Consider the following 14840-nt stretch of genomic DNA (forward strand, 5'->3'; position numbering starts at 1 on the left):
TTTAATCTTTGCAGCAATGTCAATTAGCAATTCAAAAATGGGAATTGATTAAGGTACAGTTTTCCTAGCTCAACGTCACAACTCATTGTTAACTGTTATCGCATTTATCAAACCACCTCCTTTTCCCACTGGCGAGATCGTTTCAGATGATCCCGCCCAAACGCCCAGCCCCGACAGGAGTTAATTGGCAGCGTCATGTTTATTCTGAAGAGGCAGGATGTTGAGATTACCAGTATCCAGCACCCCAAGCGGGATCAGCAAATCCCGATCCTTACCTATCAGGGGCAGACCTTTCGCCTGATTAGTGTCTTCAACGCTAGCCAGGAGGAAGATGCCAAAACATTTTGGCGCGATCTTACCGATAATCAGGGTAAAGCTTGTGTACTGTTAGAAGAGCCTGAGCGTTATAGCGTTTGGGGCAAGATTCGCATAGAGCAACTGGCAGCCGATACCGAAGCTGGTGGAGGAGATGCAGCGGCAACACCGATCTACATCAGGGCGTGCCTGCTGATGCTGCAAGCGCTTTACATTGATATTGAAGATTTGCTAGGTAATCGTCAGGCAGGGCTATTTCAGAAAGATATTGCCGAGGTGTTTAAGCAGTGGCGTTTTCCCCAGGCAGACTCACCAGACGCGCTCAAGTATCTGCTGACGGTTGATCCTCTAGATGCGGCTCATATTCCACCCTGGCAAGAGCACCATCTCAATACACTGTTACAAGAGCTGCACCGAATAGGAAAAGCGTATTTCGGAAATACTACGTTTGCAGAACGAGCGATCGACACATTGCAAGATCTTTCACCCAACGATCGCACGGTTTTTCAGGCTTGGCTCAATCAGTCACCTTTAGGTAAAATGTGGCGCTAGCAGCTGTTCTAAAAAGCAACGTCGTCTGGCTATGAGCTTGAAGAAATGTTCCCGCTTTGCGTCATCGCTGCTACTTTCGATTACGATGCGAGTCTTGCAGCAGGCACCCTTGTTGAGTCATCTGTCCAACAGCCCATGTTCGTCACCCTTTTGAAGTTTGGTAGGCAGTTCCTTGGACAAATCATCTAGCTCTCCCAAAGCGTTCCCCTCGGTACAGACGCTCGTCCTGGCTCAAATTGTCTGGGCAGTGCTGGCGCTTCTCTTCTTTCTACTCTTTAGCGTGTCGTTACCAGGAGAAGACCGACCACAGTGGTATGCGATCGGCACCACTGTTTTTGAAGAAGTGGCTTATTTAACAGCAGCATGGCTCTGTTTCAGAAACTGGCGTAGCCCACAGATTGTTAGTGGTCGTAATGTCTGGCTCTGCATTGGGCTGGGGGTATCGTTCTATTTCCTGGGTGGACTGCTGTTCTTCTATTGGGAAACAGTACTTGGACAGGATGCTGCCGTTTCACCCGGCGATTTTTTCTACATCCTGACCTATATTTTTCTGATTCTGGGCATCATTTTAGCGGTTTCTTCTAGACGTTTGAGTCTGGAGATGTGGCAGTGGGGAGTCGTCGCGATTATTGCAGCCATTAGCATTGTAATTGCATGGTTTGTTTCTTCACCCCCTGCAGGTGGCAACGTGACCCAATCCTTGCTGATACAGCCTGTTGCGGCACAGACTGCTCCTGCAACCAGACCAACGACGAAGCCTGTAGTCAAAGCCAGTCCGAAAGTTGCGCCTGCCGCCAAACCAAAGCCTGCTGCTGTGGCATCTCCTGTAACACCACCTGCCGTTGCACCTGTGCCTGCGGCTGCGGATAAGAATGCGCTCACTGTTGAAGCCGCAACCCCAACGGCTCCAGCCGCTCTTGCTGCGCCGAAAGTAGAGCCACCAGGATGGGTTAAATCCCTAGAGAATGTGTTGGACCCGCTGAAGTCCTACGTCAATGGTTTTTACATTGTTTGCGATGTGTTGCTATTGATTCTTGCAACGACACTGCTGCTAGCCTTCTGGGGCGGACGGTTTGCTCAATCCTGGCGTATGATTGCCGCCGCTGCCTTTTCGCTTTATATTGCGGACATTTGGTTCAAGTACACAACAACGTACATACCAAATTATCAAAGTGGCGGCTTTTTAGAGGTGTTTTGGGTGTTTAGCGGTGTGCTGTTTGGCATTGGCGCTGCGCTGGAGCATGATCTGTCAAGCCGTGCCCGTAGTCGATCGAGTGGGCGCAGACGTGCCTCGTTATAGGACAACGATCGACGATCTGCCCTTTCAACATGATCGCGTTAGCCAAACTGCGAACGACTGCAAATGATGTGTCTACTTTCCCTTCAATGCAGCAATTGTCCTCAGATTGATGGCGGTTCAGCATAGAATGAGGCAAGTGGCTTGTTCTATCCGTAGCCTAAAGCATGACCTCTCGAAAACTGTCTGATTCTGATAAGCAGGAAATGTTGCAGCTCTATCGGCAACCAGGGGAGACCACATCAACCCTGGCAAGCCGTTATGGTGTCAGCAACAGCACCATTAGCCGCATCCTTAAAACTAGCTTCTCTGAGGCAGAATACGAAACGCTCATTCAGCAAAAGCGTGGCGGGCGTTCCGCAATCGAGTCGCTCCCTCCCTCCTTACCAGACACCGAGCCGCTTGTAAGCATTGCGACCGAACCGCCAGCACCAGAAGAGTCGCTATCTATAGTTGAGGAGCCGGTATCTACAGTTGTGGACGCAGGTGCCATTGAAGTTGAAACCCCGCTAGACGCTGAACCTACGAGCGTCGTGATATCATCCTTGCCTCCCATCAGGGTCGATGAGTCTCTAGCTGTCCCTACAATGGCAGTGGATGAGCCTGAGCCTGCTAATGCAAATGGGCGGCGCTTACGAAAACGTTCCTCAGCCCCATCTGAACCAGAACGTTCCTTAGCCCCATCTGAACCAGTCGCTTCAATTGCGCCACCGACGATTCGATCGAAGATGCCAGGACGAGTTGATCGCTCAGCTGCAAGCCCATTGGAAGAAGCTGTACCAGACGCCAACGAGCCAGCAATCATTCCCTTAGTTGATCTCCCTGCTGACGATCGCCCAACGGCTGCTGCGATTGTTGAAGGCACAGCGTTACTTGACGATGGGGTCGATCTGACAGGCGATCTGGAGGAAGAAGACCTGGATGACGACGATTTAGACGAGCTGGATGACGACGATTTAGACGACGATGACCTGGATGACGACTTGGAAAATGGGTCATTACTGGTTGGCAGTCGTATCGCTGGCAAAATGCTGGTGCAGGTGCTACCCCTAGCGGAAGCGTCACTGCCGCGTACCTGTTATTTAGTGGTCGATCGAGCAGCTGAGTTAATTGCCCGACCGTTGAAAGAATTTGGCGATTTAGGTCAAATTCCAGAAGCAGAGACTTTAGAGAAAACGTTGCCGATCTTTGATAATCATCGCATCGCTAAACGTTACTCCAATCCTCGGACACAGCGAGTAATCAAGCTTCCTGATGGGCAAGTGCTACAAAAAACGTCGTCGCATCTTCAGGCAAAGGGCATCACGCGACTACTGATTGATGGGCAGGTTTACGCACTGTAAAACGAGTTAATTAACGAGTTGAAGCGGCGAACTCAGAACGCACGGCTCTCCGTAACGGTCTCAATAGTCCTCATTGTCTCGCTGAAAGCTGGAGAATCCTAGCAACGGTTGAGCGATCGCGGTGCCTAACAAGCCTAGCCCAACGCTAAATGCCAGCACTAAGCCGACTGGAATCTCAATCGATTGAAAGCCCAAAAATCGTAGCGAAACAGGGGTAAAGTTCTGAATCGCAAGAATCGCGATCGCGCTAATCCAGACAGAGAGTAAAAGAGATGTAAGCAGGATCGCGAGGGCTTTCATAACGTTGGTAGGCTGAGGGAGGATGAGATCCATTCTTACAGCTTTGCTGAATACATAGGTTTGAAAAGTAGTCAGGCTGTTAACAAGTTTGATAATGAAAAACCCGTCGGCGATGCTGACGGGTCTGATACCTATGAGTGCTTCATAGGATTTACAACACAGCCAACAGGAGCGAATCCGGAAAATTGGGCGATCGCAAAATGAACTGCCGAAAACGCTAACGAAGCATCTGCTTCCTGCTGGTGTTGTTCACTCGTACATTGTTCACTTTGTACAAAGAAAAGCTTTCACTGTCTTTCAGGGCGGAAGAGATGGGCGTGAGCGGGATTGTAGAGGTTTGAGCGGGTTGATGGGCGATCGCTGCCATGCCAATTACACGTTACTGTGTCAGGTACAGTTGCGGCAGCAAGTGCTGGACTAATCACATACAGCGTTGTTCGTCTCAAGCCCTCTCGCTGAGTCGTTACTGCCATCTCTGACAATGGCACCAGCCAAATTTTTTCATCTTGCCAGCCTAAGCGAAAACAGATAGCAACTGGCGTTTCGGCAGGATAATGCTGCCTTAGCTTTGCTGTTGCAGTGTCTATATGTTTCGCACTCAAGTAAAGGCATAGGCTGGCTTGGTGGGCTGCCAAAGCCGCCAATTCTTCAGTTGAGGGTACTTCAGTACGACCGCTAATGCGAGTCAGAATAATCGTCTGCACCAATCCTGGCACCGTTAGCTCAACCCGTAGCTTTGCTGCTGCTGCCTGGAACGCACTGATCCCTGGTACGACTTCAAACGGTACACCTGCCTCTAACAACGCCTGCATTTGCTCCTGAATCGCTCCATAAAGGCTAGGATCGCCTGAATGTAAACGCACCACAGACTGTCCTGCCTGCACTCGCGACACCATAAGCGGCAGTATTTCCTCCAGCGTCTGGTGTGCGGTACGAATCAGTTCTGCGTCAGGACGAGCCACTTGCAGAATTTGTTCGGGTACCAACGAATCAGCAAACAAAATCGTATTTGCCTGGGCTAAAAGGCGCTGTGCTTTGACAGTGAGTAATTCTGGGTCACCAGGTCCAGCACCCACGATGTAAACAGCCGGTGGAAGGGAAAATGAACAGTCCTGAATGGATGAGTTAGTCACAGGAGAGGGGTTGAATGATTGAATCTGTTAGTAGCCTCCACGTTCTTTCATGCAGTTCATGTAGTGTTCTGCGAGAAAGGCTTTGCGCTGGCAAGCTTTGAGTTCTTTAACTGACTACTGACTGCTGACCAAAAGGCTAGACTACTAGCGCTTAAAAAATAGCAGCGTGTTTCGTTTTCTCCGGACGGATCGCAGTATGCACGAAGTATGGAGTGGTAGATGCACCCTGATTTCGCCCTGGAGCCTAGCTCTGGGGTGTTTTTTTTGGCAGTTTAGCCACGTCGTGCCTAGTTTTAGCGCCTACAACGTCTTGTTGGACTGCTGCGAAGGCTCTGAATGATCGTTCTCTCGTGGTGTGGCTACAACATCTGGTAAGGGGCGATGCAGGATGTAGAGCCAAATCAAGCCAAAGATGCCGATCGCAATTTGGGTAAGACTAACAACCTGCGCGATGCGTAACGGCCCTAGCATCAGACTGTCAGTGCGCAGACCCTCAATCCACAAGCGACCGCAGCTATAAGTCACTAAGTAGACCAAAAACAGTGTGCCAACCTTTAGTCTAGCTTTTGCTTTCAAGCCCCAAAAAAAGAGCGCGATCAGAAGACCAAAGACCATTACGTTCCAGACTGATTCATAGAGAAAGGTCGGATGGAAGTACTCAAAGCTCTCATAGCCAGTCGGGCGGCGTTCTAACGGAATGTAGAGCTTCCAGGGTAAGTCTGTTGGACGACCAAACGCCTCCGAGTTGAAGAAATTTCCCCATCGTCCGATCGCCTGTCCCAAAATCAGCGAGGGCGCAACTAAATCTGCTAATTGCCAGAACGCAATCCGACGGAGGCGGGCAAAGAGCAGACTAGCTACTAACCCACCCAAAATAGCACCGTGGATAGCGATCCCCCCTTTCCATATAGCAAGAATCTGATCAGGATGCTGGGCGTACTCTTGCCATTGAAACGCGACGTAGTACAGCCGTGCGCTGGGAATTGCCGCGATCACCAGCCATAATGTCAGATCGCTTAATAACTCTGGGTTAACACCACGACGATGGGCTAAATATTGAGCCAGCGTCACGCCTATCAGCACCGCAGAGGCAATCAAAAAACCATACCACCGTACGGAAAAGGCTCCCCACTCGAACAGCATGGGTCCTGGGGAGGTGAACTGAGCGGCGATCGGTAAGTCAAGCAGAGACATGACGCAGACGTGAAGAAAGGGCATGGCGTAATCTAGCTAGGCATTAAGTGAGCCAGTCCTGAGTGAACCTGACTGCACACTCAAAATTGTAAGTGTTGCTGGGCATTCTGACCGAGCCATCACGGTTTAACGCCAAAACGGAGGGGCTTACAGTAGAAGTTCTGCGCTAGTGATGCTGATGGATCGGTGAAGCCTTGAAGCATGCACAACATTTTCACTGAACCGTTATGGTTGCCGGATTGACTTAGGCGATTGCCACACAGCCTGAGCATCACAAATCTCAACAAGAAAAGGCGTACCCAAATCATAAAGCCGTCTTGAAATGGGCACTCTTAAGTTACCCGATCGCCTGTCGCTTCTACTTTGACAGCTTAAAGGACGGTTCTTGGGTTGTTTTTGACACCTTGCAACGCCTCACACGTTTTGACAGCACATTAGTGAACCAGAGATTATGCCCAAACTTTCGCAGCCGTCCTTGATTTCGTCCGACAGCACGGCTACCCAGCACTCTGAAACATCCTTCACACTGGAAACCGTGCGTCAAACCGTGCTCAAGCTTGTGAATCCGCTTTGCCAGCTACCTTCAGTGCCCAATCTTTCTGATTCAGCACTGTTAGCAATGCAGCGCTTAATGGAAATAATTACCACGCTGCGATCGTCCCAACCATTATTTTTAGAAGGCGTACCCTCACCGTTACCTGGCGCGATCGAAGCGTTGCTTCCGTATGTCAGTGAAGAAGCCTATGACGTGCTGGAAGCTTTGCAACGTGAAGAAGTGCCGGTCAGCCCCAACAGCTTTTGTGCAGCAACGCCACCCGCCACTCAAAACGCTGCACCCCAAACATCTGATCCCCTCACACCCTTAGCCTCAACGCTTCTATCTTCAAGTCTTTCGGAGAGCAAACTGTACTCCTTCATCGCGATCGAAACTTTGATCCCCTCTCTGCTATGGCGGATTGCCCGAAGCGATTACAGCGTGATGCACCTTATTGAAGGTGTTAGAGGCAGATGCTGGCAGTCAGAGACAGGGTGGGCTACTGGTATGCTGCGCCTGGTAGTTATGCTAGAGGTAGAAGCGCCCACTATACGCTGGTGCTTCGATTTGGCAACGGGGGAACCTGCGGAGGATCTGCTTGAGTCGAGTTCGATCATTCAGTCAGAGGAACAGGCGCTCCCACTGCAACAGTCTGTCTATACTGGCGCTGCTAACGACGGAAGCGATACGTTCTGTCAGGTTGAGTATCAACTTCAAGCGATTCTACAGCTACTACAAAGTGAAACTGGGTTAGGAGACTTCCTTCAAGGGGTAGCAGTCGAACTCTTACAACCTAGTGCGGGTTGGCAAGCAGGCAAGCTTCAATTACGGTTTGGCTTTGAATTTACGGCTCAAGTGCTAGATCTCGACAACAGCAAGGCGATACAAAGCCATGCTGAGCCAATCGAAGCAGAGTTGATGGAGGACGAGACGCAGATCAACGGCACGATCGCGATGGCTCAGGTAGCTATAGTCAAAGCATTGGGGCAATCACTTAGTCCAGCCGCGCTTGTACGCGCAAGCGATGCAACACTTTTAGCACCCTATATTCAACAGATTACCCGTCAACAGCTTGCCCAAAGCCTCTGCCTACTCCAACGTCAATTTAGCCACACTAATGAGAGTGAGCAACTTACAACCATTGTGCAAGCTGCGCTCCTTGCGCTTGCTCACAAAACGAGACTGACTGGCATTGGGTTACAGCAACCGACATTACTGCTGGACGAACTTGCGCCTAAACTGTTGTGGTCACTGACACGCCATACATATGAGATGACACAACTATTGGGAGGCGTGCCAGCGCAGGTGCTACAGCCAGGAGAAAAGTGGCAGCAAGGAACGCTGCGGCTACTGGCAGTGCTGCAAATAACAGCACCTGAACTGAGTTACACACTTGATTTATCAACCGGACGATCGGTACCAGTGACTGTAGCAGCGCTACCAAGGGACGCAATCGTTCAATCTTGTATTGCAGCCTTTTGCCAGCAACCAACCGCGATCGCAACGCTCACAGACCACTTGGAGCAGCTTTGTGCTAACTCACCGGAACAGCAGTTGTTAGTCAATGGTTTTGCAGTTGACTGGCTGAAAGACGTTGAGCAAGACTGGCAATCTGGGACAATGACGCTTAGTTTAAGCCTTGTCTTTTTTGCTGATACACCCTAATGTACACCTACGCCTTTTGTCAAACACCGCTTACCCCCTTAGAACTCCCACAAGGTATTGCCACAACTGTACAGATGGTTACGGTCGGCCAACTGGCAGCGATCGTCGAACCAGCCGTCTCTCTAGAGCCTCTGCAACAAGATGACACGCTTTTAGTGCAAGCTGCCTTAGCGCACGATCGCGTCATCCGTAGCCTGTGTTTGAAGTCAACAATCCTGCCGTTGCGCTTTGGTACATGCTTCAACTCCTTACAAGGCTTGTCCGCGCATTTAGAGACATATCAGCAAGCATACTTGAGCCAGCTAACCCATTTGAATGGGAAAGCCGAATACACGCTGAAACTCATGCTTCTGGAGCCACCAGACGCAGTGATTGCACCCGAAATTAAAGGGAAAAACTACTTTCTTGCCAAAAAGCAGCAGTATCAACAACAACTGTTGTATCAACAGCAACAGCAAGCAGCGATCGAGCAAATCGAGCAGGCAGTGCTTCAAACCTATCCTGAATACTGCGGTAGCCAGGATGCTACTGGCGTAAAAGCAATGCATCTACTAGTTAATCGCGATCATGAACAGCAGCTCTGCGACTTCATTCAAGCCTTACAGCAGCAATACCCTCAGTTACAGCTAGTTTTAGGAGCCGCCCTACCGCCGTATCACTTTGTTTCCAGCGCTTCTACTGTAACGCCTGGTTCCGCAAGCTAAAGCCAGAATTACCGATCGCTGCCCACCGAAACAACTATTAGCAGTTGTATAAAAGCAGGCTTACAGCAACAGTGGCGCTCTGCTGGGACTTTTTACACGCTTGCAGAGTCTCAGCTCAGTGCCTTGAGAGTTCCACTGAACCTGGTCAAAAATCTTGTGCAAAAGATACATCCCACGACCGCACTCCTGTTCGTCGCAGGGCAACACTTGTTCAAGCTCGGCTTCAGAAACATAAGAGGGCTGAAAACCAACACCCTGATCTGAAATAACCCACCAATAATGGTTCGCAACAACTGAAAAACGAACGAGTACTGTCTTACTAGGGTCTAAAGCATTACCATGCTTAGCAGCGTTTACTAAAGCTTCCTGCAATCCTAAACGTACTTCGGCTTTCCATCGATGTGGAATTTCTTCCAAAAGAATGTCAAGAATTGGAATCAGGTAAAGCGTAGAAGCAAAGCTAACCGTGTTCCACTGACGTTTGACGGGACGATGTGAGACAGCAATCACTCAGAAAACCCTGTAGCTTTCAAATGGATGAATGCAATTTATGCTGTGTTGACCAGGGAAATTAAGTACCCTTCAAGCATTATCAAGGCTTAGGTCAGGCAGTCATAAAATTGCTCAATAAGCGTATTCAGCGCAATCAGTGACTTTATAAAGCTTTAAAACAGTGAGGTATCGTCAAAACCGCTCTTAAACGGAGGTAGAAAAACTCTTACAAAAAATATTTTTCTTGGCTGGAATCCTCCAATCGGATGAACTCCACTTAATTCATAGTATCAAAATATGTTTGAGAACGCACGTCCCATATGAACTTTCAAAAAGTTGAACGGTTGACAGTGGCTCATGAAAGGCTCGTGAACCAAAAGCAAGGCATCAGTTTGCCTGAAAAAGGTTATTTGAAAAGGTTTTCCATATAACGAAAATCACGCTCAACCTCAGCCCATAGAGAACGGTTGTGCGGATCGGTGCGAAGCGCTTTCTTTAGATAAATTCTAGCTTTGTCAAGCTGACGCTCTTGAATAAGCTGCCGCCCCCACCGTTGATAGGCGATCGCCTGCCATTGCTTTACCTCTGAGTCTTGCGGAAGGCGACGGGCTAACCCTTCAATAAGGGCGATCGCCCGTGGAAAACGCTGCTCCTTTAGCAACTGCTGCAACTGCTGGTAGGAGTTGGTCTTGAGCTGCTGCTCCAAGGGCGACAAATTTGTGAATTGCAGGGGAGGTTGCTTGCGCGTAATGCGAATATCACCAGCTACCGGGGCGACTGGTGCTTTTCCTGGTGCAGTAGCCTGACCCGTCTTTAGCGCAGGCTCACTGCTACCCGTTTCAGACAGCAAAAATTTGTAAGCTTCGGTTAGCTCAATAAACTTTTCTTTCGCTTGCCGATTTCCTGGATTGACATCTGGATGATATTGCCTTGCCAGCCGTCGATAGGATGCTTTGATCTCATCAAACGATGCACCAGACTTTAGCCCTAAGATGCGATAACACTCTGCAAGGTTCATTAAGATGAAAAATGGCAGAATTACTAGATTCTGCCACTACTGAGAAAAAAGATGCAAACAGGAAGGGCTTAGGAAGCAGATTCAATCACACGATCGATCAAGCCGTACTCTTTCGCTTCCTCTGCTGACATAAAGTAGTCGCGATCCATGTCCTTCTCAATTTTGGGAAGTGCTTGCCCCGTACGATCGGCATAGATCTGGTTAAGCTGCCGTCGGATACGGATAATTTCCCGTGCTTCAATTTCGATATCAGTTGCTTGCCCACGAGTGCCACCAGACGGCTGGTGAATCATGATCCGTGAGTGGGGTAAGGCGAGCCGTTTACCTTTTGCGCCTGCTGCCAGCAAGAAAGAACCCATAGAAGCAGCTAGGCCAACACAGATAGTCACTACGTCGGACTTAATGTGCTGCATAGTGTCGTAAATCGCCATCCCTGCGGTAACAGAGCCACCAGGAGAATTGATGTACAGCACGATATCTTTACCTGGATCTTCAGAATCCAAATAGAGCATTACAGCCACAATTTGGTTCGCAATTTCGTCATCGACATCTTTACCCAGGAAGATAATGCGCTCCCGGTAAAGACGGTTGTAGATGTCAATCCACTGTGTGTAAGGCTCTCCCGGCATACGGTAGGGAACCTTGGGAACACCAATTGGCATAAGAAGCTCCGTTGTTAGATAGTTTTGAGTTTTAAGTGATGAGTTTTGAGTTCAGTGCGGTAACTCAAAGCTTGCAACTTTAGATGATGCCAGCCGGTAGTGGTACAGGGATGTCTTTTTCGCTTTCGAGGACACGATCGATCAGTCCGTATTCTTTTGCCTGTTCAGGGGACATATAGAGGAGCCGATCCATATCTTTGGCAATTCGTTCGATCGATTGACCTGTGTTGTGAGACAAGATTTCAACCATCGTCGCTTTGTTCGCTAGAACTTCTTTGGCGCGAATTTGAATATCTGTCGCTTGCCCACGTGCATAACTCTTGCTCTGATGAAGCACGATCGTAGCGTTTGGCAGGCTGACACGGTACCCCTTCGTACCTGCGGAGAGCAGCATTGCTGCCATACCCATCGCCGAACCGATGCAAATAGTTTGCACAGGCGGTTTGATGTAGCGCATGGTGTCGCAGATAGCAAACGCTTCGGTTTCAAACCCAATTGGTTCGCCATCGTAACGCGAGGTACCTGTGGAGTTGATGTAGATTTTGATCGGCTTCTCGGGATCTTCGTACTGAAGATAAAGCAGCTCTGCCACAATCAACTCAGTTACAGCAGGCACCAGCGGCATTCCCAGGTAAACAATCCGCTCTTTCAGCAGCAAGGAGGGCAAATCGGGTGGCGGTGTGCGATAGAAGGAATCACCACCACCATAGTAAGGAGACTGTGCGGCTTGAATGGATGAAGTCATAGCAGGGTTGCCTGGAACGTATTGCCTGAACGTGTGTCATCGGACGCATTGGCGCTGTCTTTACATACTAGCGTGACAGTTGGCACTGTGGAGCAGTAAGGGGGGAGGAGTGAGGAGGTGGAGAGGGGAAGGGGTGAAAAGGTAAAGAGGTGAAGGGTGAAGGGGATTGGGTTTTTCGCCTGGCTGCTTATGGTCGGCGATCCCAGGGCGTTCTTCCTGACCGAACCCCTGGCACTTCGCCTATTCTAGGTATTAACCAGGCGATCGTTGTTTGCCCTTTGCTTTACCAGGAGTTTTGCGCCATGAAAGTTGGTTTGCAGTCTGTTCTGAATGATGCGAATATCGATGCTGCTCAAGTGAATAGCCAGCGTCAGCTTTCGGTTTCGATCGCAGCGATTGCAGAATCCTTAAGCCGCAGCGTGCCGCTGAATCTTTGCCTGATCCTGGATCACAGTGGCTCGATGAGTGGACGATCGCTAGATACAGTGAAGCAGGCAGCTATTCGGCTTGTTGATCGGCTTTCACCCGGCGATCGTCTTACGCTGGTAGCATTTGACCACAAAGCAAAGGTGCTGGTGCCCAATGAGGTCATTGACAACCCTGCCAGCATTAAGCTGCAAATTAACCAGCTAAAAGCAGGGGGCGGTACGGCGATCGATGAAGGCTTGCGGCTGGGTATTGAAGAATTAGCAAAAGGCAAGAAAGACACGGTTTCTCAGGCATTTTTGCTGACCGATGGCGAGAATGAACATGGCGATAACGATCGCTGCTTGAAGCTGGCAAAGCTGGCAACTGACTATAATCTGACGCTGAATACGCTTGGCTTTAGCGATCGGTGGAATCAGGATGTGCTGGAAAAAATTGCGGATGCAGGCGGCGGTACGCTGTCGTTTATTCAATACCCAGAACAGGCAGTGGCGGAGTTTGATCGACTCTTTACCCGAATGCAGTCTGTAGGGCTGACGAATGCCCATCTGCTGTTAACTCTAGCGCCCGATGTGCGGTTGGCAGAGATGAAGCCGATCGCCCAAGTGGCACCGGACACGATCGAATTAACGGTACAGCAAGAAGCTGGGAAATACCTTGTGCGTCTGGGCGATTTGATGGTGGATGCACCTAGAGTAGTGCTGGCAAATCTCTACATTGGTAAATTGCCAGCAGGCGAACAACCGATTGCTCACGTTCAAATTCGTTACGACGATCCTGCCTATAGCAAAGAAGCCTTACTCTCTGAGACGCTTACCATTACTGCTAATACCGTCTCACCCTACCAACCAGCGCTTAACGCCGACGTGCAGCAGCATATTCTGGCGCTGGCAAAGTATCGACAAACGCAAATTGCCGAAACCAAGCTCCAGCAGGGCGATCGCACAGGAGCCGCCACCATGCTGCAAACCGCTGCCAAAACTGCTTTGCAAATGGGCGATCAGGGCGCTGCCACAGTGCTACAAGTAAATGCCACCAAGCTTCAGGCAGGGGAAGAACTCTCGGAGGGCGATCGCAAGAAGACCCGCATTGTGTCTAAAACAACTTTGCAGTAGGCAAATTGCTTCTTAGTTAGCTGCTTTTCCTGGCTTTCCAGGTGCCGCCGTACACATAAAAGGGATTGTTCTGGCTAATTTTTATCCAACATTCTGGACATACGAAAACCCATGCTCCCGATGCATCGTGCTTGACACGGTAGAGCCGGGAAGCAGTTTGACTACAGAGAGTGCAGGGCTTTTGGCGCGATCGTGGCATCAAAACAAGCGCTTAAGACGCAAGCATAGATGCCTTTGGTCGAGCGAAAATCATGCGTCCCGCTGATGTTTGCAGAGCGCTAGTGACAATCACCTGCAACTCGCCACCTACAAAGCTGCGACCTTCTTCAACAACCACCATTGTGCCATCGTCTAAATAGCCCACGCCCTGAGTCGGCTCCTTGCCTTCCTTCAAGATCTTCAGGTCAAGACTGTCACCAGGAAGGTAGGATGGACGGACAGCTTGGGTCAGGTCGTTGATGTTAAGGACGGGCACTTGTTGCACCGTTGCTACTTTGTTCAAGTTGTAGTCGTTTGTCAGCAGAGTGCCGTTGATTTCTTGCACTAGACGCACTAACTTGGCATCGACTGTAGGCACATCCTCGTAGTCAGCAGAATGGATGATGATGCGATCGGGGTAAGCTTCCTTCATCCGATTGAGAATATCTAGCCCACGACGACCCCGTACACGCTTAATGTCACTAGAGGCATCGGCAACCTGCTGTAGCTCTGCTAGCACAAATTGAGGCACCAGAATCTGCCCTTCCACAAACCCCGTGTTCAGCAGTTCTTCAATGCGACCGTCAATAATGCAGCTTGTATCCAATACCTTGGTAGACGCAGGCTTGAATGTTCCTTCTGCTAACAGGGCTGTTTCGACCGTGTTTGGATTGATTAATCGCAGCAAGGCACGACCGTGAGTATCTGCCAGCGTGATCCCCGAAAACGAGAAGAGAATGCTGCCCAGTACGGCTGCCAGCGGCTTGAGAAAAGAGAATTCAGGTGGGATCGGCAGTAGAAAAATCGGTGCCAGCATTAAGTTTGCCACCAGCAGCCCAATGACCAGCCCCACAGCGCGGCTCAAAAGTACATCGGCTGGCAAGGCGCGAAACCGCCGCTCGAAGCGCCGATACATTGTTTGCACAACTAAGCCGATCGCAAAACCAATTAAAGCACCAAAGCCAGCCGTTACCCAGCGCAAAGCGCTTTCGTTGGTCACTTGCTGCAAGGCGCTCACTGGCAACTCTTCAATGCCGTTAAAACCGATCCCCGCCCCTGCTAGGATAAATGAAAGAATGATAATAGCGTCAAGCATAAGCTCAGGTTGGTTGGGGGACTGATTCCAAACCTTTGAAAGGATTGAGG

14 protein-coding genes are annotated in these 14840 nt (G+C 49.9%); 6 read left to right on the forward strand and 8 right to left on the reverse strand.

Features of this window, described 5'->3' with window-relative positions; all coding sequences use genetic code 11:
- The first annotated feature begins 195 nt into the window (after positions 1 to 195).
- The 3 genes from H6F86_RS12670 to H6F86_RS12680 all read left to right on the forward strand — a co-directional run bounded on the left by H6F86_RS12670 (position 196) and on the right by H6F86_RS12680 (position 3507).
- Entirely contained in the window at positions 196 to 867 is a 672-nt protein-coding gene (locus H6F86_RS12670) for an Npun_F0813 family protein (RefSeq protein WP_190448962.1), read from the forward strand.
- A gap of 172 nt (positions 868 to 1039) precedes the next feature.
- The gene (locus H6F86_RS12675; RefSeq protein ID WP_242033499.1) at positions 1040 to 2167 is read left to right on the forward strand and encodes a hypothetical protein; all 1128 of its coding nucleotides are present in this window, start codon (positions 1040 to 1042) and stop codon (positions 2165 to 2167) included.
- 164 nt (positions 2168 to 2331) lie between these two features.
- Complete coding sequence (locus H6F86_RS12680; protein ID WP_190448964.1) at positions 2332 to 3507, forward strand: helix-turn-helix domain-containing protein; 1176 nt, start codon at positions 2332 to 2334, stop codon at positions 3505 to 3507.
- 60 nt (positions 3508 to 3567) lie between these two features.
- Here the strand turns inward: H6F86_RS12680 and H6F86_RS12685 are convergent, their stop codons facing one another.
- The 3 genes from H6F86_RS12685 to lgt form a co-directional block, all read right to left on the reverse strand.
- Positions 3568 to 3807, reverse strand: a complete 240-nt coding sequence (locus H6F86_RS12685) for a lipopolysaccharide assembly protein LapA domain-containing protein (protein WP_190448965.1) — start codon at positions 3805 to 3807, stop codon at positions 3568 to 3570.
- A 287-nt stretch (positions 3808 to 4094) separates the two neighbouring features.
- Entirely contained in the window at positions 4095 to 4940 is an 846-nt protein-coding gene (gene cobM, locus H6F86_RS12690; protein ID WP_347240254.1) for a precorrin-4 C(11)-methyltransferase, read from the reverse strand.
- 300 nt (positions 4941 to 5240) lie between these two features.
- On the reverse strand, positions 5241 to 6134 hold the full coding sequence (gene lgt / locus H6F86_RS12695; protein ID WP_190448966.1) for a prolipoprotein diacylglyceryl transferase: 894 nt from the start codon (positions 6132 to 6134) through the stop codon (positions 5241 to 5243).
- Between the two features lie 451 nt (positions 6135 to 6585).
- Between lgt and H6F86_RS12700 the strand changes: the two genes are divergently transcribed.
- Together H6F86_RS12700 and H6F86_RS12705 are read left to right on the forward strand one after the other, a co-directional pair.
- The gene (locus H6F86_RS12700; RefSeq protein ID WP_190448967.1) at positions 6586 to 8334 is read left to right on the forward strand and encodes a hypothetical protein; all 1749 of its coding nucleotides are present in this window, start codon (positions 6586 to 6588) and stop codon (positions 8332 to 8334) included.
- On the forward strand, positions 8334 to 9038 hold the full coding sequence (locus H6F86_RS12705) for a GvpL/GvpF family gas vesicle protein (protein WP_190448968.1): 705 nt from the start codon (positions 8334 to 8336) through the stop codon (positions 9036 to 9038). The genes H6F86_RS12700 and H6F86_RS12705 overlap by 1 nt, the downstream gene beginning before the upstream one ends.
- A 60-nt stretch (positions 9039 to 9098) precedes the next feature.
- Here H6F86_RS12705 and H6F86_RS12710 read toward each other — a convergent pair whose 3' ends face one another.
- The 4 genes from H6F86_RS12710 to H6F86_RS12725 all read right to left on the reverse strand — a co-directional run bounded on the left by H6F86_RS12710 (position 9099) and on the right by H6F86_RS12725 (position 11955).
- On the reverse strand, positions 9099 to 9548 hold the full coding sequence (locus H6F86_RS12710) for an ATP-binding protein (RefSeq protein WP_190448969.1): 450 nt from the start codon (positions 9546 to 9548) through the stop codon (positions 9099 to 9101).
- Positions 9549 to 9936: 388 nt separating this feature from the next.
- The gene (locus H6F86_RS12715) at positions 9937 to 10548 is read right to left on the reverse strand and encodes a J domain-containing protein (RefSeq protein ID WP_190448970.1); all 612 of its coding nucleotides are present in this window, start codon (positions 10546 to 10548) and stop codon (positions 9937 to 9939) included.
- A gap of 68 nt (positions 10549 to 10616) precedes the next feature.
- A complete protein-coding gene (locus tag H6F86_RS12720) occupies positions 10617 to 11210 on the reverse strand; it encodes an ATP-dependent Clp protease proteolytic subunit (RefSeq protein ID WP_199305252.1) in 594 nt (197 codons plus the stop codon).
- Between the two features lie 79 nt (positions 11211 to 11289).
- A complete protein-coding gene (locus H6F86_RS12725) occupies positions 11290 to 11955 on the reverse strand; it encodes an ATP-dependent Clp protease proteolytic subunit (RefSeq protein WP_190448971.1) in 666 nt (221 codons plus the stop codon).
- Between the two features lie 302 nt (positions 11956 to 12257).
- On the opposite strand from H6F86_RS12725, the gene H6F86_RS12730 reads away from it, so the two are divergent.
- A complete protein-coding gene (locus tag H6F86_RS12730) occupies positions 12258 to 13496 on the forward strand; it encodes a VWA domain-containing protein (RefSeq protein ID WP_190449057.1) in 1239 nt (412 codons plus the stop codon).
- A gap of 211 nt (positions 13497 to 13707) precedes the next feature.
- Here the strand turns inward: H6F86_RS12730 and H6F86_RS12735 are convergent, their stop codons facing one another.
- Entirely contained in the window at positions 13708 to 14790 is a 1083-nt protein-coding gene (locus tag H6F86_RS12735; RefSeq protein WP_190448972.1) for a PIN/TRAM domain-containing protein, read from the reverse strand.
- Positions 14791 to 14840 lie beyond the last annotated feature (50 nt).

It is taken from the genome of Phormidium sp. FACHB-592, assembly GCF_014695795.1.
Classification (GTDB): domain Bacteria; phylum Cyanobacteriota; class Cyanobacteriia; order Leptolyngbyales; family Leptolyngbyaceae; genus Stenomitos.